Raw genomic sequence first — 24,551 nt, 5'->3', positions numbered from 1 at the left:
GCCAAGCTCAGTCATCAGGACACCCCGCAAGCGATGAGCAGCGGGGCCTGGCAAGGCCCGGCGACCTCCTTTGACATACCGGGAGAAACCAAGAAGGGCGCCGAGCCTTACCGGCGCTGCTTTGAGGGAGACGACGCCGGACGAGATGAGAGTAGGCGATAATGCTAATCTCTGCGAACCATGCGAATGAAGGAAAGCCGTGTGCGATTCTTCGCTATCCAGCCACGAGCCTCTGCCTTTCGGACATGGCGGTCCGTCGCTCGATCGAAGATGAAGAACGCCTGATGTAGCTGCTCGACTTCGTAGAGCGACCCGGATCTCGAACCCTGTCTGGCCGGTGGCATCGAAGTCACCGGGATCGATGACAGGGGCGGCGACGACTATGGCGAAGCGGACGACGAGCGCGAAGCCAACGATGCCGAGTATGGCTTCATGGAGGGAGGGCAAGGCCTATAAATGTCCGGTCGAGAATGAATAGCCCGCTGCCTCACGGTGGCTGGCTTCAGTTTTTGTGTGGCACGATGTAGCGACTGCTCACCGCACCCGCCCCTGTGCCCCGCGTGACGACAATCGTGCTGTACCCGGCTGGAACGGAACCTGTAGCGGAGGGGTCGATCGAACTGCATCGCCCCACGATCTCCCCGTTGGGAGCGCCCTCGAGCCTCACGGCTAACGCCAACTGGCATGTGTCAAGGGATCCGAACATGGACGGTGATGTATCGAGTGGCTTGCAGACTCCCTGGGCGGGACTGCAAGAAAGCAAAATCATCACAGCTGCAGTTGCCGGATCCATTCGTGAAGCTCCGTTGTTCGACGAGCCTCAACGCGGAATAGTGAGCTTTGTTTCGCAGGTGCTAAAATATGAGTTTTCTGGTCTGGCTCACGGTGGCGGGCTTTTCGTTGTCACAGCTTTCGCCTCTCAATTGTCCCGATCCCGACCGGTAAAACAGCCATCCGACGAGACACACCGAGGGGATTGCGATGGCCAGAAGGATGCCGCCGGCAATGTTCACCATCAACATGAAATCCATCGGACCTCTCCCTCTTATATGCCGACTGTCGGAAACTCGTGAAATCAAGATGGGTGAACAGGTTGCGAACATGCTGCTACGGTTTTTGCAGAGCCAGGAGATGAGACGAGACGGACCAGCACGACAGGGACTAGCTCTCGTCGCAACAAATTGACACACAAGGACTCGACGGAGTCGAACGGCAAGGGCAGGGACGCCATCAAGCGAATTTCAAAACCGGTGCCTTGGCCGACGGGCAATCGCTGATAACAAAGGTATGCCCTGAGGCGACGTTCCAAGGCAGTGTACTTGGGTGCAGCCGGCCGCAGGCGGCGGACCTCTCGTCTTCCAGAGGTCCTGGAGTGCGCCGACCGACCCCGTCGTGCTCGTCAAAGTGTAGGTTTGCAGTGTGGTGTTCCTTCAAGGCAATCAGCAGCTTATGCATGGAGGACCACGGCAAGCGGCGTTTTATTCCCGGACAGCGCAAATTCTGTCTCGGCAATGTGATTGGTCCGGGCGCCTCGTTTTTAACGCTCTTTGGCCCGCAACATCGGCTCCAGTTCGGGAATATCGGGGCCCTTCAAGAATTCGGATATTGTGAGAGCAGCGACGCGTCGGGCCACGAAGGGGAAACAACTTCGCAGTCTCGTGCGACAGCGGCAAAGCTGCCTTCCTCAGCAGCGTCGAGTAAGTGGCAAAGCAGGCTTGTGTCCGTCACTGTAGCCAATTTCCACCCGAGCCGAGATGAGGCGCCTGGCTCAGCGTCTGCTTGCCGGCATCCTGTGTGGGGCGGGAGCGCGGGGGGGCAGTCCAGGCGACCGGCAGGCAACGCTCGCGTCTGTCTATCGCGGTGATGGGAGCCTCGTCGAGTCCAGCAGCGTTGTGGAAGTAGTCCGCTGCGCGCGTCAAAACGCTATTGCTAAGCGCAATGCCGGGGTGCCCGATGATCGTCACATTGAGTTCCGGATTAGCATTCACCTGGGTGACGTCGTGCAGGAGCACGATGGCGACCTGATGGGTAATGGCGTCAACATCGCCGAGGGTATCCGGGTTGCCCGGGCGTAGCGGCTTCGAAGCCGCCGATTATAAGTATTCTCGCCCTGTGGCCGCCGATTCTGCGAATTAAGGATTGGACGAATAGGCACGGGGGAAAAAGGCCGTTATTCTAAGCCTCATTCACCCTCGATGCAGGAATAACGAGATCACGGAGTAGGAAAATCGCATGCTGTGCGGCGGAGGTGCTGACACGGGCGAAATTCACACCCGCTCAACGACAAGCGCCCATCCGCCGTCCCGATGGACGGTGGATAGAGTTTTGGTGCCATGAGCCAAACCCACACATTACAACCGTCATCTATCCGCTTCCCGGTACAGCCGCGGCTCGTGCCGGCGATCAAGGCGGCGCGTTATCTCCACCTGACGCTGCGGGAATTCATGGAATTGCTGCCCGCGTTGCAGGATCAAGGCTTTCCCAAGGCCTGCCCAATTACCGGCAACTACGACATGGTTGCGATCGACGCCTGGCTCGATCGACGCTCGGGTCTTGCAGGATCAGGATCCGGCGCAGTCTAGCATTGACATTGCAAGAGCGAGGCTGGCGACCCTTGGGTAAGATCAAGTTGAAGCACTACGTCATCCGTAAGGGCAAATACGGCTACTGGCTGCCGACGCCGAAGATGGTCGAAGCTGGCTTCAGATGCATTTCCTGTGGGGTCGACGGGCCTGAGGCCTGGACGATCGCCAAGGAGTGGGAAGACCGCTGGCAGGAACTCCGCAAGGGCAGGGAGCCGTCGCGCCTGCATGTATGGCCAAAGGATTCCATCGGAGACGCCTTTGCACGCTATCGCCGCATGGATGCATGGAAGCGCAAGCCACCGCGCACCCGCGAGGATTGGGAGCGCGGCTGGACCTTCATCGAGCCGTACTTCGCCGACCTGCCGCCAGCCGACATCACCCTCGAGCTGCTCGACGACTGGTATGGCCGCCTGCTGCGGGTCAAAGGTGTCGACATCGCCTACCGTGCCGTAAAGACGTGGCGTTCGCTGTACAATGTCATGGCCGGCATGAAGCTATGCCCGCCCGGCTCCGACCCATCGCAGGCGATCCGCCGCCAGACGCCACCACCGCGCCACCAGACCTGGACGGCAGGCGAGGCGGTGCGCATGGTCAAGGGCGCCTGGCGCGCCGGCTACCGCGGACTGGCCTGCATCATCGCCGTTGCCTGGGACACGAGCTTCTCACCCGTCGACGTGCGCACGCTCACACCGGCGCAGGCAATGCAGACAGCACAGGAATGGGGTTTTCTGATTGCACGCAGCAAGAGTGGCGAGGCGGCTTTCGGCACGCTGTCGTCACGCACGCAGCGCCTGGTGCTGGCCTATGTCGAATCACTAGGCGTCACCCTGCTTGACGATGCGCCGATCTTTCGCTCGCGCGGTTTCGCGCCGGGCCCGAAGGGCGGCCGGCCGCGCGCCGGCGTACCTTACACCAAGGATTCTCTGGTCGACGACTTTGCCGATCTGCGCACGCTGGTGTTCGGGACAGCGGAGAAGCGGCGGCTGATGGACATGCGGCGTTCCGGCGCGGTCGAGGCGAATGCCGGAGGCGCGTCGGTCGAGGCGATCTCGGCCAAGATGGGCAATTCGATCGACGGGAACAAGGCGCTGCAGAAGACCTATATGCCAGTCAATCTGGCCGCCGTCCGCTCAGCCGATGCCAGCCGCCGCAAGGGCAGAAAGCTGCTTGGCCTGGAACGGAATGAATACAGAAAGTTGAAACTCTCCGGAGAATGAGAGTTGAAACTTTTCAAGGGGCGGTAGCTAACCCCTTGAAATGAATGGCGCGAGTGACGGGGCTCGAACCCGCGACCTCCGGCGTGACAGGCCGGCACTCTAACCAACTGAGCTACACCCGCGCATTGGACGAGCACGTGTCAGCCGTGTTCGTCGTTGGGGCGGTGGATAAGGGGTTCGCCACCGGGTGTCAAGCGCAGCTGGACAGCATAAACGCAAACAGGAGAAGGTTTTTTGACGGGCGGCACTTTGCCCGCGAAAACCACTGTGCGGCTAAGCTCGCAGCTGTTCATTTGGCCTTGCGAAGCCGGTTGCGACCGCTTAAAGGTCCGGCCGGAGCGGGCGATTAGCTCAGTTGGTAGAGCGCTTCGTTTACACCGAAGATGTCGGCGGTTCGAGCCCGTCATCGCCCACCACTCAATTTCTGATAAATCGGTGCTTGCCCGGAGTTACGGTCTCATATCCGGTTGTATGCGTTGTCGGCATTCTGCTTCCTGGCCTTGTCGCGTTCGAAAGGGGTGACGCAGACCAAGTCGCTCTCGAACGCTTCACGCCAGACGTAGCCGTCGCGGCAGGTGCTGTCGCCGTAAGGTCCGCCGGTCGGCGAACGATTGTTGCGGGCATTGGCATTCTGCGCCTGCACCTCGCCGTAGTCGGCAGGACTCACGCACACGCTGTCGCCGAAGATCGCCGATCGCCAGACGAATCCTTCCTTGCACCCTTTGGCCTCGATCGCTGCGGGCTCGATAGGCGACGGCAAAGGGGAGGGCCTCGGCCACAACGCCACCGTTGTCCCGCCGATGCCGAGCGCGATCATCGCGACCAGCCCGTGCAGCAGCCAGAGCCTCGGCCGCCGCGCCGCTGGCTTCGCTATCGCCGACGCAATCGCCGCCATATCGTCGTTGAAGCGCTCGTGGCGGACCTCCATGGCTTGACGCTTGGCCAGGTCCTGCAGATCGGGTGGCAAGGCGCTTTTCTTTGGCATGCTGGCGCCGTTGACGAGCACGGGGATGACGCGCACCCCAGCCTGGAGTGCCGTACGGATCTCCTTGCGCACGAAGTCGTCGGGGGACTCCAGCCGAACGTGGCCCTGCTCATCGGTAAGCGCGGCCCACTGCGGCCCCACGATCGCCAGCATGATTTTGCAGCTGGCCAAACTGCGGGCAAGCGCCACCTCAAAGTCATCGCCGGGGTTGAGCTTGTCGACGTCCATGAAGATGGATGCATCAGGAAGCGCGCGGTTCAGATTATCGTAGACGCGGCCCGCCACGCCGGAATCGGTCTGCCGTCGGTAGTTGATGAATACGTCGCCAAGCAAGGCCTGCCTCTTCCCACATCAACGCGAAGGCCCCAAAATAGCATGAGCGGTGACCTCGCAGCTAGTCTGGCGATAGACTGGCCAACTGCGGGTGCAGTCCGTTTCATGTCTCGCCAGAGGACACATGCACCGGCCCTTCGCGTCGCACGGGACTAAGTACAAGAGGCCATTACGGCGCGTCGCCAAAGCGGAATATACACAATGTCTTCCGTCTGGATGGCAGCTGCAGAGCAAGTTCGACCCACGCCCGCGACGATCGGCTCCGCCACTTCTTCCTGTTTCGGCTCGCAGATGCGGGCAAGCGTGTACTTGTCGACGTTGTTCGCATACGGCTTCGATATCGGCGTAGGTGCCGTGTCACCGTGCCGCGATAAGGGTTCACAGCGGTCGAGTTGACGATAGCGTTCTCAGCGAAGATGTCGGCGGTTCGAGCCCGTCATCGCCCACCATATCCGGCCCGCATATCCCGAATGCCGGGCGCGGCCGCAATGAGCCGCACCCGCCGTTCTTTCCTGGCGCGCTAGTCTATCGCTTGACGTAGCAGTTCTTCTTCACGCGGCGGATGGGATCCTCGCCAAAGGCGTCGACGCTGCATGTGACGCCGTTCCTGAATACGCCCTGGACGTACTGGCCACGCGCCCCGTATCTCACCACTTTGCGGCCACGGAACTCGCAGAACCGCCCCTCCGAGGCGCAGGCCACCCATCTGCCGCGGCCCTGGCCGTAATCATTATCGCCGTAATTGTCATCATTGCCGTAATTGTCGTCGTCGTTGTCACCATAATCATTACCGCTATCGCGCCTCGCAATATAGCAGGCCTTGTCGCGGCCGGGCGCCGGGTCGCCGAAGACGCGATTCGAGCAAGGCACGGAACGACGATCGAAGAAGCGGGAGGTGGTCTGGCCGCGCGCGCCGTAGACCACTTCCGAGGGGTAGGGCAGGCGGCACGTGCCGCCTTCATCGGCGCATTTCTGCATGCGCTGGGCCGACGCGGTGGCGGGGAAAAGGATAGAAACTGACGAGGCCAGGCCGACCAGGCAAATGAATGTAAACGTCATCCGGATCAAAGCAGTGAAGGTTTTTGACATGATTTTGTCTCCCGTTCGATTCGACCAGCATGGTACAGCTGCCTTGTTAAATGCACGATGAATGAAAGCCCTCGCGGAGGCAGCACAATGATCGACCATCCACGGCGGCTGATGTTACAGCTGCTATTGGCATTGGCAATCTCTGGTATTGGGCGCTTCGCCTATGCGGGGAATGTGGGCGACGGCGTCGACCAGCCCGCCGCCAAGGCAGCCTTGCTCAAGGCCTATCCCGGCCTTTTCACCATTTCGGGCAATGTCCTGACCTGGACCGACGGCACCACCATGGTGTGGAACGACGGCAAGGCGCGCGACGCCGACGCGCTGCTTGAGAGCCCCGACATCGAAGACATGTTTCGCTACGTCTATCCCGGAGCAGCCGAGGGCGCGCTGGTCCCGGCGGAGGATTTCGATCCCGGCCGTATCCGCAATGAACCTTTCTTCGAGAAGCTCTACGGGGCAAGTGCCGCCGAGGTGGGCAAGCACATCGCCAACGTCAAATGGTTGCCGAAGCTCGGCAAGAAGACCGTGCAGGTCACCAGGATTTTCGGCATCAACGACCGGCTGGGCAAGGTCTCCGCTGCGCTTGAGGCGATGCCCGCGGAGCTGAGCCGTTACGGGCTCAAGCCCGGCGGCGGCTTTGTCTGGCGGCCGATCGCCGGCACCGACCGGTTGAGCGTTCACTCGTTCGGAGCGGCCTTCGATATCAATGTCGGCTTCTCCGACTATTGGTACAACAACAGGAACAAAACCAACCCGAAGGCCCACATTCCCTTCAAGAACCGGATTCCGCTGGAAATCGTGGAATTGTTCGAGAAAAACGGCTTCATCTGGGGCGGGCGCTGGTATCACTACGACACCATGCACTTCGAGTACCGGCCTGAGTTGCTGCTGTACAAGAAATCCGGCTGATCACGGCGGCAGCAGCCGGAAATCCTTGCCTTCGGGCAGCAACTGGCCGCCGTCGACGACGATGGTGGTGCCGGTGATGTAGCTGGCATCGTCGGAGGCGAGGAACAGGAAGGCGTTGGCGACGTCGCGCGGACTGCCGAGGCGTCCGAGCGGGATCGAATCCTCCATGTTCTTGATGTAGGCGGCGCCGCGATGCAGCTCGATCGCTTCGGTCAGGATGTTGCCGGGCTCGACGCCGTTGACGGTGATGCCGTAGCCCGAAAATTCCAGCGCCGCCGAGCGGATGAAGCCGTTGATGCCGGCCTTGCTGGCGGCATAGTGGCCGTGGCCGGGGCTGGTGACGTGCGGACCGGTGATCGACGAGGTGTAGAGCATGCGCCCGTAACCTTGCACCTTCATCGGCGCCAGCGCCGCCAGCGTGGCGTTGAACGTGCCGCGCAGATTGACCGCCATCACCCGGTCCCAGTCGTCCGGGCTGGTGTTTTCGATCAGCTGCCAGGGATAGATGCCGGCATTCTGCACGACGATGTCGAGGCGGCCATGGCGGCTCAGCGCCAGCGCCACCGCAGCTTCTGCATCGGCCATTTGCGAGATGTCGGTGCGAATGAAATCCGCGCCGAGCTCGTCCGCGGTCGCCTGGCCGGCTTCGGCCTCGCTGTCGGCCAGGACCAGCCTTGCGCCTTCCTCGGCAAAGCGCAGCGCAATGCCCTTGCCGATGCCGCGCGCGCTGCCGACGATAAGCGCGACCTTGTTCTCAAGCCGTCCGGTCATGCGAGCCGTCCTCTCATGCCAGTCTTTGGCGAATGGTTTGCTTGAAGGCGTCGAGCAGCACGGCGGCGAGCACCAAAAGGCCGTGGATCACCTGGGTGAAATTCGCCGGCAGGCCCATCAGATTGATCGCCGTGTTGATGGAGGAGAGCAGCAGCACGCCGGCATAGACCCCGGGCAAGGTGCCGACGCCGCCTTTCAGGCTGACGCCGCCGATGACGACGGCGGCAAAGGCGTTGAACAACAGCCCGGTGCCGAGATTGGCGGTGGCGCCCGAGGTGCGGATGGCGAGCAGCCAGCCGGCGAGGCCGGCAATGGCGCCGGCAAGTACGAAGGCGATGATCAGATTGCGGTTGACGCGGATGCCGGCGCGGAAGGTCGCGGTCTCGTTGCCGCCGATCATCACGAGGTGGCGGCCGAACGGCGTCTTGGCCATGATCAGCGAGAACAGGACGAAACAGGCGACGGCGATCCAGGCGGTCAGCGGCAGGCCGGCCATTGGCTGGATGCCGACCCTGCGGAGGGCCGGCGCCAGATCCTGTGCCGAGCGGCCGCCGGAAATCACCAGCACCAGGCCGCGCACCCAGATGTAGGACGCCAGCGTAATGATAAAGGCGCTCATCTTCACCTTGACCACGAGATAGCCGTTCAAGGCGCCGATGAGGCCGCCGACGGCCAGCGCAACCAGCAGCGAAACCGGAACCATCAGCCATTGCGGATTGAGCTGTATGCCCATGCCGATGCCCGATGAGCAGAACAGGATGCCGACCGCCATGGCGCTGAGTGCGGCCACCGATTCCACCGACAGGTCCATATGGCCGGCAATGATGACCAGCGACAGGCCGATCGACATCACGCCGAGAACGCTCGAGGCCTCGATGATGTTGGCGAAGATGCCGAGCTGGAAGTAGTTGGGGACGAAGACGGAAAAGACAACCAGCACAAAGATCAGCATGAACCAGACGAGGTTGTCGAGGACGAACTCCAGGGCTTTGCGGCTGCGCGGGTTCATGGGCTGATCCGGTTGGCGCCCCCGAGAAAATCAGGCTGAGAAATCAACTCGATTTCGTAAGGTTCAGGCGCGGGTTTAGGTTCGCCACGGTGTCCTGGGACGCGGCGTCGTGAATGGGCAGGCTCCGGGCCGCAATGGCCCGGAGCGCTTCGCTAGGCGACTATTCGACAGACTTGATCGTGTCCGTCGGCGGCTTCTGGTTGCCCCAGAAGGCCGGATTGTCGACGTTTTCCTTGGTGATGGCGGCGCCCGGGATCTTGATGTTGGGGCCCCAGCTCTCCTTGGTCACGGTCGACTTCAAGCCGAGCACGTCATACTCGCCAGGCTTGATTTCCTGCTTGCCGGCGATCTTGTCCATGAACATCGCCACGGCCGCGGCCTGCGCGTAGAGCGGCTGCTCGACTTCGACATTGAGCCAGCCCTTGCGGATCAGGTCGAGACCGACCGGAGCGCCGTTCGAGCTCATCAGCATGACGTCGCCCGGCTTCTTGCCGGCGGCCTCGAGCGAGGCGACGGCTGCGACCGACAGGTGCGCGGCATGGCTGAAGATCAGGTCGATGTCGGGGTTGGCGAGCATCTGGTCGGCAACGATCGTGCCGGCGTTGCTGGCTTCCCATTGCATGGCCGGCAGCGAGATGATCTTGACGTCAGGAAACGCCTTCAACTTCTCCTCGAAACCCTTCTGGATGTCGAGCGTGTAGGGATCGCCGGGATCGCCGAGCACCTGCAGGATCTTGCCCTTCACAGAACCGTTCTTGGCGGTCAGAAGCTTTTGCGCCTGCTCGGCGGCGACGTAGCCGATCTCGACCGTGCCCGCCACCGAGGTGAAATCGGACGGGGTCGAGGTGATCTGGCGGTCGAACTCGACCACCGGGATGCCGGCCGCACGCGCCGCTTCGATGGACGGCTTCAGCGCGTTGAAATCGACGGCGGCCAGGATGATCGCCGCCGGCTTCAGCGCAATGACGTCGTTCATCTGCGATTGCTGCGCGTCGGTCTTGTTGTCGGCGTTGAGTGTTTTCACCTCATAGCCGACCTGCTTGAGGAACAGCTCCAGCGCGCTCACCGAGCCGGTCTGGAATTCATCGAGCAGGGTCGGGACCATATAATAGACGGTTCCCTTGGTCTGGGACATTGCCGGCGTGAGCGAGGCAAGAGCCAGTGCCAGGATACCGAAGACAAGAACCAGTATTCGCTTCATGTCGTTCGCTCCTCTTTTATACCGGACCCCTCTTTTGTCCCTCAACTTGCCGGTCCGGCACCGGCAAGCGTCTCACCGGTGATCATGTTGATCACCGCATCGGGACTTGTTTTGTTGCGCGCGACATCGCCGGCCACGACGCCTTGCCGGATCACCACGATCCGGTCGGCGACCTGGAAGGCCTGTTGCATGATGTGGGTGATGATGACGACGCCGATGCCCTGGTTGGCCACCTGGCGGATCATCTCGAGGCCGCGCCTGGTCTGCTCGACGCCGAGTGCCGCGAACGGCTCGTCCAGCAGCACCAGCTTGCCGCCCCAGTGCACGAAGCGGTTGAGCTCGATGGCCTGGCGTTGGCCGCCCGAGAGATGCTCGACATTGGTGCGCAGCGACGGGATGCGGGTGCCGGCACTTGCCAGCGCCTTGCCGACCACGGCCTCCATGGCGCGCTCGTCGAGGATGGGGACACCGAGAACCTTGCGGGTGATTTCGCGGCCCATGAAGAAATTGGCGACGACGTCGACATTGGTGCAGAGCGACAGGTCCTGGTAGACGGTCTCGATGCCGGCAGCCTTGGCCTCGGCCGGCGTTTTCGCCAGGAATTCCTTGCCCTCGAACAGCATGCGGCCGGAGCTCGGCTCGAGGCCGCCGGCGATGATCTTGACCAGTGTCGACTTGCCGGCGCCGTTGTCGCCGAGCAGCGCCACGACTTCGCCCTTGCCGATCGAGAAGCTGATGCCCCTCAGCGCATGAATGGCGCCGTAATTCTTGGTGACGTTTTCGAGTACCAGCAGCGGTTCGGTCATGCCGCCACTCCCTTGCTGTGCATGAGGTCGGACCGGCGCTCGCGCTCGGCAATGAACATCTGGCCGAAGCGCGGCGACAGCACGCCCGAAACGGCTAATGCGGCAGCGCCGCGCAGCACCGAATGCTTGCCGCCGGTCGCCACCGTCACGCGCCGTGTCTTGCGGTCGCGCCGCGCCGAGACCGAATTGGGAAGCTGTCCCGCCGCGCCGACCAGCTTTTCGAGCAGGTCGGTGGGCGCAAGCCCGCCGAGGATGACGGTTTCGGGGTCGAATACATTCTCGATTGTGACGATGGCGTTGCGGAAGATCGGCGCGATCTCGGCCACCCAGGCGGCGTCGCTGATGTTGCGGCGGCGACGTGCTTCTAGCGAGAGATACCGTTCGAGGCAGCCGCTGTTGCCGCATGGGCAAGGCTCGCCGCCCGGAACGGCAGGGATGTGTCCGATTTCGCCGGCATTGCCCCAGGCGCCGCGCATCACCGCGCCGTCATGCACGATGACGCCGCCGAGGCCGACGCCGAAATAGAGGTAGTAGTATTCGGAATAACCGGAGCCGAGACCGTAAAGCCGTTCGCCCATGGCCGCCGCCGCCATGTCGGTTTCGAAGAAGGCCGGCAGCCCGGTCGACGCCGCCAGCCGTTCCGGCAGCGCGACATCCTTCCAGCCGGCCATGGTCGTCGGGCCGACGAAGCTCATCGACTCCACGCCGAACGGTCCAGGCAGCGCCATGCCGATGCCGAGCACGCGTCCGCCGGGCCGCAGCGCGGTCAGCTCGGGCACCATCGCGCCGATCAGCTCGAAGGCATGGTCGGGCGTCGCATGCGGCGCCTCGCGATGCATGCTCTCGATGACATCGCCGCTGAGATTGATGAGCGCCGCGTCGATCCCCAGCGGGGTGAGGTGGACGCCGACGGCATAGCCGCCCTCGGGGTTGATCCTGAGCGTCGCCGGCGGCAACCCGCGTCCGCGCGGCTCTTCGCGCAGCGACAGCACATAGCCATGCTCTTCGAGTTCGCGAACGATGGTCGATACGGTCTGGACGGTGAGGCCAACGCGGCCGGCAATGTCGCCGCGAGCTATGGGACCGTGGAGGCGGATGGACTCCAGCACGATGCGCCGGTTGTAAGGCCGCCCGAACTCCTGATTGGTTCCCCGCAGTGCCATGTCCCGCGCCCTTTAGGAAGGCTAAGACTTGCACAGGCAATTTATTCAGTCAAATGGAATTCAAAAATAATTCGGAATGGTTCCCAGACGCGGTGCAGGACCTGTCCCATGCGCCGCGCTGGCCGATTGCAGCCGGGCTGAAACCACCGCAATGGTGAATGACGTCAGGCGGGCGCGGGGCTCGCCCGACCAGTGATCCAGCAGGAAAACCGATGATCGAATTGCCTTTTGCGCGCGATGAGTACCAGCGGCGGCTCAAGAAGATCCGCGCCGAGATGGCGGCGCGTGGGCTGGAACTGCTGGTCGTCAACGATGTCGCCAACCAGCATTACATCACCGGCTATGACGGCTGGTCGTTCTACACGCCGCAGATCGTGCTTGTCCCGATCGAAAACGAGGCCGAGCCGGTCTGGATCGGCCGCGCCATGGATGCGGCAGGCGGCTTGCTGACGGCCTGGATGAAGCCGGAGAATGTGGTCGGCTTCCCCGAGGACCACGTGCAGCGCGCCGATCGCCATCCGATGGACTGGATAGCGGCCTGCATCGTCGCCAAGGGCTGGGGCGCGAGACATATCGGCATCGAGCTCGAAGCCTATTATTTCTCGCCGAAGGCGCATGCCCGGCTCGTCGCCGGCCTGCCCAATGCGAAATGGCACGACGCCGATCTGCTGGTGAACTGGATCCGCGCCGTCAAATCCGCGCCCGAAATTGCTTATCTGCGCAAGGCGTCGACACTTGCCGAATCGGCGGTTTCGCGGGCCTTCGAAGTCATCGCGCCAGGCGTGCGCGAATGCGATGCGATTGCCGCGATCCAGGCGGCGCAGATTGCCGGCAGTCCAGACTTCGCCGGCGACATCACGGCACTGCCGCCGACCATCCTCGGCGGCGAGAATGCATCGGCTCCGCACATCATGTGGAGCGACCGGCGCTTCGGCAAAACGATTGCGCTCGAACTTGCCGGTGTCTGCCGCCGCTATGCCGCAGGCCTCGCCCGAACGATGCAGCTCAGCAAGACGCCGGCCCGTGTCGCCGACACCGCAAAGGCGGTGATCGAAGGCATGGATGCGGTACTCGACGCGGTCAGGCCGGGGACCACAGCCGAAGCGGTCGAGGCCGCATGGCGCAAGGTTATCCAGCGCTACGGGCTGAAGAAGGAATCGCGCATCGGCTACTCCATCGGCGTCGCTTATCCCCCGGATTGGGGCGAGCACACGATCAGCCTGCGGCCCGGCGACAAGACCGCGCTGCAACCCGGCAACGTCCTGCACTCCATTCTTGGCATGTGGATGGATGGCTGGGGCATCGAGATCAGCGAGACCATTCTGGTGACCGAGACCGGCCATGAGACGCTGACCAAATTCCCGCGAGACATCCATGTCAAATCCTGACCGGTCGGCAGCACCGGGCGGTGCCGCGCCCCCGCATCGATGCCGGAATTCTCGATCGGATGGTCGAGATCCGCCGTCATCTGCACCGCCATCCGGAATTATCGAACCGAAAGATTGGGACGGGAGCTTATCTCAGGCCGATGCTGGCCGGGCACGGGATATCAGACATCCGCGACGTCGCCCGCTACGGCCTGGCCGTCGATATCGTCGGCTCCGCGAGGCCGTCAATCGCAATGTGGCGATAAGGTGATGCATGCCTGCGGCCATGACGCCCATGGCTCGATGGGCTTCGCAGTGGCCGTGCATCTGCCTCAGCCCAGGGACAGTTTTGTCGGCACGGGTCCGCGCTTGGTGCGACCCTGGATCGCCGAACCAGCGGGCAGGGCGCGGCGAAGTTGGGCAGCAACCAGCCTGGCTTGACCCTACAGATACTGCTCGACCTTCTTGCCGACGGTCAGGAAGCGCAGCGGGTCGATGGCCTCGCCATTGTGGCGGACTTCGTAGTGCAGGTGCGGGCCGGTCGAACGGCCGCTGCTGCCGGTTTTGCCAATGATGTCGCCGGCTGCGAGTTTTTGGCCGACGGCAACGTCGATCTCGCTCAGATGGCCGTAGCGCGTGGCAAAGCCGTTGCCGTGATCGACCTCGACCATGCGGCCATAGCCGCCGTTCCAGCCGGCCTTGGTAACGATTCCGGCCGCCGTGACCTTGGCTGCCATGCCGACCGGCGCGCGGAAATCCATGCCCGAGTGCAGGGCAGCGGTGCCGAGGATGGGGTCAGTGCGCACGCCGAACGGGCTGGTGACGGAGTGGCCCGGCGCCGGGTTGGCGAGCGGCAGCCGCCGCGCCTCTTTCTTCAACTGGTCGAGCGTATCCAGCGCCTCGTCCAGTTCCTTGACCTTGCTGTCGAACATCATCGAGCTGTCAAGCGGGATCAGCGGCCCGCCGACATCGCTTTCGTTCTTGCCGAAATCGCTGTCGACCGGCAGGCCGGCCGCCTGGAGCGCCTGGGTGATGGCGTCGGCGTTCTTGTAGGCATTGTCGGCCAGGGTCTCGATGCGGGTGAGTTGCTGGCTTTCGATAGCCTTCAGTGAATCATTGATCGAGACGAACAATTTGTCGGCGCGGTCCGCAGCCGTTTCGCTGGGCAGCGGGTCGGAGCGTGTCGACCACAGCGAGAATGGCCTGGTGTCGCCCGAACCGAGGCTGGCGACCGAATAGGCGAGTGGCTCGCCGCCAGTCAGTTCGGCATGCTCGTCGGGTTTTGCCGCCACATCCGCGGCGGCCGGCGTGCCGACCTCGTTTTCGGCCCGCTCGAGAATCGGGCCGAGGCGGCCATGGCGCTGGCTGAGCTGGCTCTGCCGCTCGATCAATTCGCTGACCTTGGTTTCCATCAGTTTTTGGTCGAGAAGCTGGCGGCTGGTGATGCGGTCGACCTGCGCGCGCAATGCGGAAATGCGATCTTCATAGGCCTGCTGCATGCGCGCCTGCCGGGCCGTGGTGGCGCCGATCAGATCGTCGCGCAGTACGAGATAGGAGGTCGCCAAGAGATAGCCGATGGCGATCGCCGCCAGTGCCGAGCCGAGAAAGGCGACGAGCCACGGCCGGATGGTGAAATGCCGTATTTCATTGCCCCGCGCAATGATGACCGTATGCGGCTCCTTGCGCCTGCCGAAGACCGCTGACTGACCGGTTAGGTTCACGGGACCAAGCTTTCGTTACGACACCAACGAAGCCCGATTACACATTATTAGGGTTAACAAAGTTTTGCCGTCGCGGGCGCTAGTGACCAACGGTGTCAGCCAACCGCATATATGTCTTATTGCCCCTAATGCACTGCGCGGCGTTGGCCAGATCGGTGGCGCCTCAGAGCGCGCGGACCGCCTCCAGCACTGCTTCGGCATGGCCTTTCACCCGGACCTTGCGCCAGATCCCGGCGATCCGCCCGTCCTTGCCGATCAGGAACGTCGCCCGCTCGACGCCCATATAGTTGCGGCCATACATCGTCTTCTCGACCCACAGATTGTAGGCCTCGATCACCTTGCGCTCCTCGTCGGCAACCAAGTCGACGGTGAGATCGTATTTGGTTTTGAACTTGTCGTGCTTCTTCACGCTGTCCGGCGACAGGCCGATCACCACGGCGCCGGCCTTTTCGAACTCCGGCTTCAGCTGCGAAAAGCTGATCCCCTCATTGGTACAACTTGTGGTGTCGTCCTGCGGATAGAAATAAAGTACAACGGGCTTCCCCCGCATCGAGGCAAGGCTGAGTGAGCCGCCGCCGTCGCGCGGAAGATCGAATTGCGGCGCAACGTCGCCAACGTCGAGATCAGCCATATCGATGCCCTTGTTTGAGGTTACGCGGCCCTAAATCAAAGAGATAGAGCATGATGTCGTCCGAAAACCGCCTCACACTTTTCGGCATCATGCTCTAGCCTGCGTCGTTATAATGTCGGGCGGGGATTCGTCCACGATCGAATTCGCACAACGGAAAATTGCGTGGATCAGGAAGAACCGCAGCACGAGAAAATCCGGTTCAGGCGTGACGAGATCACCGACCTGGGGGCTTTCCCGTCCGCTTGCCGCGTGCCGCCGCTCGGTAAGGCACGGATCGGCCGCGGCTTTCGCATCCTTGCCCGGCTGTTTGCCGGCATTGGAGCCCTTGTGCTGCTGGCAGCGGCCGCCGTCTACGTCATCGGCGCCACCGGCATCGGCAACGAACGGCTGCGGTTGGAAGCCGAAACGGCGATCGAGAAACTGGCCGGTTTCGACGTCAAAGTCGCCGTCGGTCCTGCCAGCCTGACACTTGACGGATCGAGCTTCATTGCGCTGCAGGTCAAGGATGTCAGCGTCGAGACGGCCGACGGCAAGCCGATGGCCGATGCCGGGCGCGTCCGCTTCGGCATCCGGTTGATCCCGCTGCTTTCGGGCGAGGTTCGGCTGACCAGCGCCAGGATTTCCGACGCCCATATCGTCACCGCGGCAATGCCGTCGGGTGGCGACTGGACAGCGCGCCTGCGCAATCAAGACGGTCTCATCGATCCGGAAAAACTGGCCGCCGCCGTCTTCAGTGACGTCAATCGTGCACTCGATGCCGTGCGCGAGGATTCGATGCGCCGCATCGATCTCAAAAATGTCGCGTTCGAGCTGCCCGAGGCCGGATCGGTCAAGCTGGTCACGATCGCCAACGCCACGGTGCTGCAGTCGGGCCCCGGCAGCATGGAGTTCTCGTCCGAGGCGGATGTCGATGGCCGCGCGCTCACCGTCACGGCCACCGCCACCCGCGATACGAGCTCGATGCGCGTCACCGCCTTGAACGCCGCCATCGACATGGCGGATGTCGCGGAGACCACGCCGGCGGCCGGCGGGCGAACCGGCGCGATGGCTTTGAAGCTCACGGGATCCGAAGGCTCGGGCGAGACCGATTCGCGGCTGACGGGCTCGCTGTCGCTAACCGGCTCGGTGCTCGACCTCGGCACACGCGGGCTGTTGCCGGCCGATGTCGATGTCGACGCCGCCCTTGTCTCCGGCTCCAACAAGATCGATGTCGGCAGGCTGGTTCTGAAGACCGGGCGCTCGGCGTTCAATTTCGCCGGCTCGATCGGGCCAAAGCCGTCGACCGGCGCGGCCGGCGAGGAGCCTTCCTATCGTTACGACCTGACCAGCGACGGCTCGACGCTGGCGCCTTCGGAATCGCCCGAGCCGGCGCTGAATTTCTTCGCCCGCATCGCCGGCGTCTATCAGACCAAGAGCCGCAAGCTTGTCGCCGACCAGATCGGCATCAGGTCGGGGTCGGGGAGCGAAGTGCTGGGAACCGCTGCGGTTTCCTTCATCGACAACGGACCGCCGGGTATCTCGGTGTCGCTCAACGTCCACGACATGGCGGTCTCGCACGTCAAGCAGCTATGGCCTTGGTTCTCCGCCAAGAACGCGCGGCTGTGGGTGCTGCAGAACCTGTTTGGCGGCCGCGTCGTCGATGCCAGCCTGCAGTTCCAGGTCGTGCCGGGACGTCTCGGCAACGGCGTGCCGCTTTCGGCCGACGAGGTGTTCGGCCGCTTCCAGGTCGAGGGCTCGCGTTTCGACACCGCCGGCCGCATCCCGCCGATACGCGATGCCGTCGGCGTCGTTTCCTTCCACGGCAACGATGTCGACGTCGCGCTGTCCTCGGGCAGCGTCTATATGCCAAGCGGCCGCACCGTGGCGGCAAGCAATGGCACACTGTCGGTAAAGGCGGCAAACCACCCGCCGGTGATCGGCGCGCTCGACATCGACGTCGCCGGTGAGGCGCCGGCCATCGCCGAACTTGCCTCCTACGAACCGATCAACGCCATGCGCCATGTCGGCATCTTGCCGGACGACCTGTCGGGCACGGTGACCGGCCACGTCAAGGCCGACATTCCGTTGCAATCCGGCGTCGATACGTCGAAGCTCGATTGGCTGGTATCGCTCGACTACAAGGACCTGTCGCTCGGCAAGCCATTCGAAGGCCAGATGGTGACCGATGCCGACGGTTCGATCGAAGTCGGGCCTGACAAGGCGGTGATCTCTGCCAAGGCGCGGCTGAACGGCATTCCAGCCGAGCTCGATCTGGTCGAGCCGCTCAGGGATGGCGGCCCGCCGCGCAGCCGCAAGGTGGCGCTTGTGCTCGACGACAAGACGCGCGCCATCGCCATGCCTGGCCTGTCGCCGCTGATTTCCGGCACCATCAAGGTGGCAATCGACAAGAGCGGCGAAGGCGGCAGCCAGAACGTCGACGTCGACCTGACGAGCGCCAGGCTGGACATTCCCTGGGCAGGCTGGAGCAAGGGGCCGGGCATTCCCGCCAATGCCACTTTTACCATGAGCAAGTCCGGCGATACCACGACGCTGTCCGACTTCGACCTCGACGGAAAGAGCTTTTCGGTCGAAGGCGATGTCGTCCTGGTCAAGGGCGCGCTGTCTTCGGCCCGCTTCAGCAAGGTCGCCTTGAACCGTGGCGACGATGTCGCCGTGACGGTGAAGCGGTCGGGCAAGGGCTTTGCCGTCGATGTCAGCGGCAACGCGCTCGATGCCCGCTCGCTGATCAAGCAGTTCACCTCCGATGTCGATACCGCCACCAAAACCACCGGCACGGACGCGGTTTCGGTCAGCGCCGACGTCAATTCGCTAACCGGGTTCCATGACGAGGTCCTGTCCAATTTGAAGCTCGACTACAGTGCCGCCGGCTCCAGGGTGAACAGGCTCAAGGTCAGCGCCGCGGCAAGTTCCGGCGCCGCCATCACCATCAGCAATACGGCAGGCAATGGTGCTCGCGCGCTCACCATGAAGTCGGCCGACGCAGGCGCCATATTGCGCTTCCTCAACATCTACGAGCACATGGAAGGCGGATCGATCACGCTGGCGCTGAGCGGCACAGCCGACGGCCCGATGCGGGGACAGGTCGATTCGAGCAACTTCTTCATCGTCAATGAACCCAAGCTCGCCTCCATCGTCTCGACCACGCCAACCGGCGACAGCCGCAGCCTGAACGAAGCGGTCAAGGGCAAGATCGACACCTCGCGGGTAAAGTTCGAGCGCGGCTTTACCGAGATCGACAAGGGGTCGGGCTATTTGAAATTGGCGAATGGCGTGCTGCGCGGCCCGCGCATCGGCACCACCTTCCAAGGCACGCTCTACGACCAGAACAACAATATGGACATGACCGGAACCTTCATGCCGGCCTATGGCCTCAACCGCATCTTCGGCGAGTTGCCGTTGGTCGGCGTTCTGCTCGGCAACGGCCGCGACCGAGGCCTGATCGGCGTCACCTACCGGCTTAAGGGCAACGCCAACAAGCCGGTGCTGGACATCAACCCGCTATCGGTAATCGCGCCGGGCATTTTCCGGTCGATCTTCGAGTATCGCTGAGGATCCCAGAACACGGCTCAGGCAGGCCGCACAAGCACGTGCTTTTTCTTGCCCACTGAAAGCTTTGCGACGTTTTCCGGACTCAAATCCTGAGGCGTCACCATCCGCCGGTCGTCCGCCACCGGCTGGTCGTTGAGGCGCACGGCGCCACCCTGTATGTGACGCCTTGCCTCGCCGTTGGACCCGGCAAGGCCCCCGCTGACCAGCAGCGACAGGATGCCGATGCCGGCTTCCAGCGCGGCGCCGTCCACTTCCACGGTCGGCAGCGTTTCGGCTGTCACGCCTTCCTCGAAGGTCTTGCGCGCGGTCTCCTCGGCTTGTTGCGCCGCCTCGCGGCCGTGCACGATGGCCGTGGTTTCGGTGGCCAGCACCTTCTTGGCCTCGTTGATCTCCGAGCCGCCAAGGGCGGCCAACCGCGCGATCTCCGAAAGCGGCAGCCGGGTGAAGATCTTCAGGAAGCGCTCGACGTCGGCATCCTCGGTGTTGCGCCAGTATTGCCAGAAATCATAGGGCGAGAAGAGGTCGCCGTTCAGCCACACCGCGCCCTTGGCCGATTTGCCCATCTTGGCGCCCGACGATGTCGTCAGCAGCGGCGTGGTCAGCGCATAAAGCTGCGGCGTGCCCATGCGGTGGCCGAGATCGACGCCGTTGATGATGTTGCCCCACTGGTCCGAACCGCCCATCTGCAGCCGGCAGTCGTGGCGGCGGCTGAGCTCGACGAAATCATAGCCTTGCAGGATCATGTAGTTGAATTCGAGGAAGGACAGCGACTGTTCGCGCTCGAGCCGCAGCCTGACGCTGTCGAAGGTCAGCATCCGGTTGACCGAAAAGTGGCGGCCGACATCGCGCAGGAACTCGACATAGTTGAGCTTCATCAGCCAGTCGGCATTGTTGACCATGATGGCGTCGTTGCCAGTGTCGCCGAAGCGCAGGATGCGGCCAAAAATTCGCTTGATGCCTTCGATGTTGGTGGCGATCGCCTCGGGCGTCAAAAGGCTGCGCTGGTCGTCACGGAAGGACGGGTCGCCGATCATCGAGGTGCCGCCGCCCATCAGTGCGATCGGCCGGTGGCCGGTCTCCTGCATCCAGTAGAGCATGGTCGCCGATATCAGATTGCCGATGTGCAGGCTGGTCGCCGTGGCGTCGTAGCCGACATAGGCGGTCACGGTTTCCTTCGCGAAAAGTTGATCCAGCCCGGTCTCATCCGAAATCTGGTGGATGAAGCCGCGCTCGCTCATGACGCGCAGGAAATCGGACTTGAAGGCGGGCATTGTTTCTTCCTGAAAGCGCCGGGTCCGAACGGCCCGGCATGGCCTGAACGCGGGCGTTTAGCATCCAAGCGCGTCAAGCAAAAGTGGTTTCCGGTTTTGCGCCGGCATGGACAGCCTATTCTGCACTGCCGCGCATGCTTGCTTCATCCTGTCGGCTGGCGTAATGAGGCGCCGCGCCAACGGGTTCGATCCGCTGGAACGGCACCGCACGGCATCCACCGAATGCCATATCTTGTGACAGAGCCCGACGCGATATGCCGGACGCATTGATATCCATCGTCATTCCCTGCCGCAACGAGGCGGCGAACCTGCCGCTGCTGATCGACGAGATCGAGGCGGCGATGACCGGGCGCGACTTCGAAATCATCGTCGTCAATGACGGTTCGACTGACGACACCGCTTCGGTGCTTGCCGCTGAAGCCGCCAAACGTCCGTTTCCGCTTCGGCAGCTTCGGCACGAAAAATCCGCCGGCCAGTCGCTTTCGGTGCGCTCGGGCGCTTGGGCGGCGCGCGGCTCGATCGTCGCCACTATCGACGGCGACGGCCAGAACGACCCGCAATATATCCCCGTGCTGGTCGATGCGTTGCGTCGGGCAGGGCCCGATTTCGGCGCCGCGCAGGGGCAGCGGTTGAAGCGCCGCGACAGCAAGATCAAGCAATTGGCATCGCGTTTCGCCAACTGGCTGCGCGGCGCGATCCTGCATGACGACACCCGCGACACCGGCTGCGGCCTGAAGGCGATCCACACCGATATCCTGCGCAAACTGCCCTTCTTCGACGGCACGCATCGTTTCGTTCCGGCCCTGGTCATCCAGGAAGGCTACCGCGTCGTCCATTGCGACGTCGTCGACCGCTCGCGCCGCCACGGCAAGTCGAATTACGGCATCTTCGATCGCGGCCTGCAGGGCGCGCTCGATCTCGCCGGCGTCTGGTGGCTTCGGCGCCGGCGCCGCAGAATGCCAAAGGTAGAGGAAATCACGCATGGCTAACGTGTTTCAGGAATTGGCGACCTGGCTGCACCAGGTTTTCGTCAAGCAGTTCGACGCCTGGGTTCTGCTCGGCTTCGTTGCCCAGTTCTTCTTCACCATGCGCTTCCTGGTGCAGTGGATCGCTTCGGAAAAGGCCAAGCGCAGCGTCGTGCCGATCGCTTTCTGGTTCTTCTCGCTGTTCGGCGGCGGGCTGCTGCTCGTCTACGCCATCCAGCGTGAGGATCCGGTGTTCATCGCCGGCCAGGCCATGGGCATGGTGATCTATGTCAGAAATTTATGGCTCATCGCCAATGAGCGCAAGGCGGCGATGACCAAGGTCGACTGAGCCACCAGTCCCGCCAAATTCAGTCTGTCCGGTGTCGAAATGAGCAGGAACTACATCTTTCTCTTCCTGTTCAGCCTGATGATGACGGCGTCGGGACTGGCCTCTTTGCCGCCGCTCGACCGCGACGAGCCGCGCTTCGTCCAGGCGACCAAGCAGATGACGGAGACCGGCGACTATGTCGACATCCGCTTCCAGGACGCGTCGCGCTACCAAAAGCCGATCGGCATCTACTGGCTGCAATCGGCGGCGGTGACGCTGAGCGGCGAGGGGGCACAGGCGCCGATCTGGATTTACCGGCTGGTCTCGGCGCTGGGCATCGCCATCGCCGTCGTCGCAATCGCCTGGACCGGGGCCAATCTGTTCGGCGCCAATGCCGGTCTTGCTGCCGGCCTGGTCATGGCGGCGATTTTCGCCACCGCCTTCGAAGGCCGCGACGCCAAAACCGACGCGATGCTGCTTGCCTGCTGCGTTCTGGCGCAAGGCGCGCTGGCGCAGATTTATCTGGCATCGCGCCGCAACGAGCCGGTCGCCGGCCATCTGCCGTGGATTTTCTGGGCTGCGCAGGGCGCGGCGATCCTCATCAAGGGGCCGATTGCACCGCTGCTGTCGGCGCTGACGGTGCTCACGCTGGTTGCCTTCGAGCGCGACTGGCGCTGGCTGGCGAGGCTGAAAGCCGGGCGTGGGCTGATTCTGGTGCTGTTGATCGTGCTGCCCTGGCTCGCCCTCATCACCTGGAAGAGCAACGGCGCCTTCCTGCAGCAGGCCGTCGGCGAGGATATGCTCAGCAAGGTCGCGCAAGGCGAGGAGTCGCACGGCGTTCCGCCGGGCTTCTACGTGCTGACCTATTGCCTGTTCATGTGGCCGTTCGGCCTTGTGGCGCTCGGCGCCGGACTGCAGGCGCTCAACCGATTGCGCGACGATCCGCGCCTGCGTTTCTGCCTCGCCTGGTACGTTCCGTTCTGGCTCGTCTTCGAATTGATCCCGACGAAACTGCCGCATTATGTGCTGCCGGCCTATCCCGGCATGGCCCTGCTCATCGCCTGGCTTTTGACGCTGACACCGCAAGAGGCAAATGCGCCGCTCAGGCGCTGGCAGACATGGCTGTGGTGGGCGACCGCATTCGGCACCGTTCTGGTGACAGTCGGTCTCGCCGTGCTTTGCGTCGGTGCGCCGATCTATCTCATGAAGACATTTTCATGGTGGAGCGTTCCGGCCGCCGCGGCAGCATTGGGCGCCGGCTACCTCGCTGTTTCGCGCCAGACGCTGGTGCCGCTGGTCCGCATCGGCGGGGCTGCGGTTTGCGCCGGTATAACCTACGCCCTGCTGTTCGGTGTCATCGTGCCGTCACTGAAACCGATTTGGATGAGCCGGGAAATCGAGGCTGCGGTTCGCGCCGATCGTCCGTGTGAGATGAGCGTGCTCGCCTCCGCGCAATATCACGAACCGAGCCTGGTATTTCTGGTGGGCACAAAGACGGTACTGACCGATGTCGACGGGGTTGCGCAACATCTGCTTGGCGATCCGGCCTGCGCGCTGGGCCTGGCGCCGGTCGGCGATCAAAAACGGCTGGATGACCTGCTGGCAGGGCAAGGCAAGAAGGCCAGCCGCGTCGCCGAGATCGACGGCATCAACTATTCGTCAGGTGATAAACTGTCGCTCGGCCTGTACCGTGTGGCGAACTGATACCTCTTCAATGATCGCGCCGAGCTCCGCATGTTGACGAAGTCGCCATCACCGGCGCGTGCCGCTATGCCTGCCATGCTCCGGCAGTCTGTCGATAATTTCCGCGATACTTTCGGGATTGTACGGCATCGCCTGGCGACGCGCCCGGCGCGCTACCCGAAAATCCTGTGGTCGGTCTGGGTCGTGGCCTGGCTTTTGCTGACGGTCGCGGTGTCGCTCCGTTTCGACCATCTTGCGGGCACCATGGCGAGGCAGTGGGCTTCAGGCCCGACCAATGTCTTTCGCATCGCCGCGTTTTTTACCTTCTTCGGCCTCGGCGGCTGGTATCTTGTCCCGTCGGTACTGGTGCTGATTGCCGCGAATCTGGCGGATTGGCGCAGCCTTTCCCGGCGCGCGCGGATGACCTTCTACAACTGGACCTGCTTTGCCTTCATGGTGCTGGGTTCGATCGCACTCTCGGCCATGGTCGTCAACGTGCTGAAATATGGCGTGGGCAGAGCCAGGCCGATGAATTTCGACAAGCTCGGCGATCTGTCGCTGCATCCTTTTTCCATGGAGGCGCGCTTTGCCAGCTTCCCGTCCGGCCATGCCACGACCATGGGTGTCATTTTCGGCATTGCGCTGCTGTTGTTGCCCCAGCGTAGATGGGTGCTGCTGGCTGCAACCTTGTCGGTCGCATCGACCCGGATCTTTATCGGCGCGCACTATCCGAGCGACACTGTCGCCGGATTCGGCCTTGGCTGTGCTGTTGCCATCGTCTGCGCGATGGTGCTTGGCCGGCTGGGATGTATCTTCCGCTACACGGCGTCGGGGTTGCCGGTGGCAAAAACTACGTTCCGCCTATTCCGTCGGGCTCGCAAACCAAACCAAAACGATGCGCCGAGACAAGACGAATTTCCGCATTGGAGCAGCGCCGGCAAGCAACTGAATTGCTGACGCCTTTGGAA

General features: G+C 62.9%; 20 protein-coding genes, 2 tRNA genes and 1 pseudogene. 11 read left to right on the top strand and 12 right to left on the bottom strand.

Translation table 11 applies throughout. The features are described from left to right. Window positions 1-854: 854 nt before the first annotated feature. On the bottom strand, window positions 855-1,031 hold the full coding sequence (locus tag NKH54_RS18160; RefSeq protein WP_353028658.1) for a hypothetical protein: 177 nt from the start codon (window positions 1,029-1,031) through the stop codon (window positions 855-857). Window positions 1,032-1,859: 828 nt separating this feature from the next. Between NKH54_RS18160 and NKH54_RS18155 the strand changes: the two are divergent. The 3 genes and pseudogenes from NKH54_RS18155 to NKH54_RS18145 all read left to right on the top strand — a co-directional run. Further along, window positions 1,860-2,072: pseudogene (locus NKH54_RS18155) on the top strand (adenylate/guanylate cyclase domain-containing protein); the annotation flags it as partial. Window positions 2,073-2,333: 261 nt separating this feature from the next. Further along, on the top strand, window positions 2,334-2,582 hold the full coding sequence (locus NKH54_RS18150; protein ID WP_353028657.1) for a hypothetical protein: 249 nt from the start codon (window positions 2,334-2,336) through the stop codon (window positions 2,580-2,582). Window positions 2,583-2,614: 32 nt separating this feature from the next. Next, the gene (locus NKH54_RS18145; RefSeq protein WP_023716019.1) at window positions 2,615-3,802 is read left to right on the top strand and encodes a site-specific integrase; all 1,188 of its coding nucleotides are present in this window, start codon (window positions 2,615-2,617) and stop codon (window positions 3,800-3,802) included. Between the two features lie 45 nt (window positions 3,803-3,847). Here the strand turns inward: NKH54_RS18145 and NKH54_RS18140 are convergent. Then, a tRNA-Asp gene (locus NKH54_RS18140) sits at window positions 3,848-3,924 on the bottom strand. A gap of 218 nt (window positions 3,925-4,142) precedes the next feature. Between NKH54_RS18140 and NKH54_RS18135 the strand changes: the two genes are divergently transcribed. Beyond that, a tRNA-Val gene (locus tag NKH54_RS18135) sits at window positions 4,143-4,218 on the top strand. Between the two features lie 41 nt (window positions 4,219-4,259). On the opposite strand, the gene NKH54_RS18130 is transcribed toward NKH54_RS18135, so the two are convergent. Continuing rightward, entirely contained in the window at window positions 4,260-5,120 is an 861-nt protein-coding gene (locus tag NKH54_RS18130) for a toll/interleukin-1 receptor domain-containing protein (RefSeq protein ID WP_353028656.1), read from the bottom strand. 525 nt (window positions 5,121-5,645) lie between these two features. Beyond that, window positions 5,646-6,209: a hypothetical protein gene (locus NKH54_RS18125; RefSeq protein WP_031203220.1), complete on the bottom strand. Its 564-nt coding sequence runs from the start codon at window positions 6,207-6,209 to the stop codon at window positions 5,646-5,648. A gap of 87 nt (window positions 6,210-6,296) precedes the next feature. Between NKH54_RS18125 and NKH54_RS18120 the strand changes: the two genes are divergently transcribed. Then, the gene (locus tag NKH54_RS18120) at window positions 6,297-7,118 is read left to right on the top strand and encodes a M15 family metallopeptidase (RefSeq protein WP_353028655.1); all 822 of its coding nucleotides are present in this window, start codon (window positions 6,297-6,299) and stop codon (window positions 7,116-7,118) included. Here NKH54_RS18120 and NKH54_RS18115 read toward each other — a convergent pair whose 3' ends face one another. From NKH54_RS18115 to NKH54_RS18095, 5 genes are all read right to left on the bottom strand, one after another. Further along, a complete protein-coding gene (locus tag NKH54_RS18115; protein ID WP_023731526.1) occupies window positions 7,119-7,889 on the bottom strand; it encodes an SDR family oxidoreductase in 771 nt (256 codons plus the stop codon). It lies immediately after the preceding gene. A 13-nt stretch (window positions 7,890-7,902) separates the two neighbouring features. Then, window positions 7,903-8,898, bottom strand: a complete 996-nt coding sequence (locus NKH54_RS18110; RefSeq protein WP_353028654.1) for an ABC transporter permease — start codon at window positions 8,896-8,898, stop codon at window positions 7,903-7,905. A gap of 160 nt (window positions 8,899-9,058) precedes the next feature. Beyond that, window positions 9,059-10,099, bottom strand: a complete 1,041-nt coding sequence (locus NKH54_RS18105; RefSeq protein ID WP_023684845.1) for a sugar ABC transporter substrate-binding protein — start codon at window positions 10,097-10,099, stop codon at window positions 9,059-9,061. A gap of 41 nt (window positions 10,100-10,140) precedes the next feature. Next, window positions 10,141-10,905 (bottom strand): ATP-binding cassette domain-containing protein, encoded by a 765-nt coding sequence (locus NKH54_RS18100; protein ID WP_352498172.1) that lies wholly within the window; start codon window positions 10,903-10,905, stop codon window positions 10,141-10,143. Further along, window positions 10,902-12,068 carry an ROK family transcriptional regulator gene (locus NKH54_RS18095; RefSeq protein WP_353028653.1) on the bottom strand — a complete coding sequence of 389 codons (1,167 nt, stop codon included), beginning with the start codon at window positions 12,066-12,068 and terminating at the stop codon, window positions 10,902-10,904. Before NKH54_RS18095 ends, NKH54_RS18100 begins: the two co-directional genes overlap by 4 nt. Window positions 12,069-12,280: 212 nt before the next feature. Here NKH54_RS18095 and NKH54_RS18090 point away from each other — a divergent pair, with 212 nt between their 5' ends. Further along, window positions 12,281-13,456 carry a M24 family metallopeptidase gene (locus tag NKH54_RS18090; RefSeq protein WP_353028652.1) on the top strand — a complete coding sequence of 392 codons (1,176 nt, stop codon included), beginning with the start codon at window positions 12,281-12,283 and terminating at the stop codon, window positions 13,454-13,456. A gap of 422 nt (window positions 13,457-13,878) precedes the next feature. On the opposite strand, the gene NKH54_RS18085 is transcribed toward NKH54_RS18090, so the two are convergent. Further along, a complete protein-coding gene (locus NKH54_RS18085) occupies window positions 13,879-15,156 on the bottom strand; it encodes a M23 family metallopeptidase (protein WP_352760216.1) in 1,278 nt (425 codons plus the stop codon). A 163-nt stretch (window positions 15,157-15,319) separates the two neighbouring features. Then, entirely contained in the window at window positions 15,320-15,787 is a 468-nt protein-coding gene (locus NKH54_RS18080; RefSeq protein ID WP_353028651.1) for a peroxiredoxin, read from the bottom strand. Between the two features lie 162 nt (window positions 15,788-15,949). On the opposite strand from NKH54_RS18080, the gene NKH54_RS18075 reads away from it, so the two are divergent. Then, on the top strand, window positions 15,950-19,336 hold the full coding sequence (locus NKH54_RS18075; protein WP_353028650.1) for a YhdP family protein: 3,387 nt from the start codon (window positions 15,950-15,952) through the stop codon (window positions 19,334-19,336). 17 nt (window positions 19,337-19,353) lie between these two features. Here NKH54_RS18075 and tyrS read toward each other — a convergent pair whose 3' ends face one another. Beyond that, window positions 19,354-20,607 carry a tyrosine--tRNA ligase gene (gene tyrS, locus NKH54_RS18070; protein ID WP_023694103.1) on the bottom strand — a complete coding sequence of 418 codons (1,254 nt, stop codon included), beginning with the start codon at window positions 20,605-20,607 and terminating at the stop codon, window positions 19,354-19,356. A 254-nt stretch (window positions 20,608-20,861) separates the two neighbouring features. Here tyrS and NKH54_RS18065 point away from each other — a divergent pair, with 254 nt between their 5' ends. The 4 genes from NKH54_RS18065 to NKH54_RS18050 all read left to right on the top strand — a co-directional run bounded on the left by NKH54_RS18065 (window position 20,862) and on the right by NKH54_RS18050 (window position 24,540). Beyond that, on the top strand, window positions 20,862-21,596 hold the full coding sequence (locus tag NKH54_RS18065; RefSeq protein WP_023739402.1) for a glycosyltransferase family 2 protein: 735 nt from the start codon (window positions 20,862-20,864) through the stop codon (window positions 21,594-21,596). Next, a complete protein-coding gene (locus NKH54_RS18060) occupies window positions 21,589-21,921 on the top strand; it encodes a lipid-A-disaccharide synthase N-terminal domain-containing protein (RefSeq protein ID WP_023669132.1) in 333 nt (110 codons plus the stop codon). The genes NKH54_RS18065 and NKH54_RS18060 overlap by 8 nt, the downstream gene beginning before the upstream one ends. 39 nt (window positions 21,922-21,960) lie before the next feature. Next, a complete protein-coding gene (locus tag NKH54_RS18055) occupies window positions 21,961-23,604 on the top strand; it encodes an ArnT family glycosyltransferase (RefSeq protein WP_353028649.1) in 1,644 nt (547 codons plus the stop codon). A 195-nt stretch (window positions 23,605-23,799) separates the two neighbouring features. Further along, complete coding sequence (locus NKH54_RS18050; protein ID WP_353028648.1) at window positions 23,800-24,540, top strand: phosphatase PAP2 family protein; 741 nt, start codon at window positions 23,800-23,802, stop codon at window positions 24,538-24,540. The last annotated feature ends 11 nt before the right edge of the window (window positions 24,541-24,551 follow it).

This window comes from Mesorhizobium sp. M1004 (assembly GCF_040318795.1).
GTDB lineage: Bacteria > Pseudomonadota > Alphaproteobacteria > Rhizobiales > Rhizobiaceae > Mesorhizobium.
This window is presented reverse-complemented; position numbering and strand designations above follow the sequence as displayed.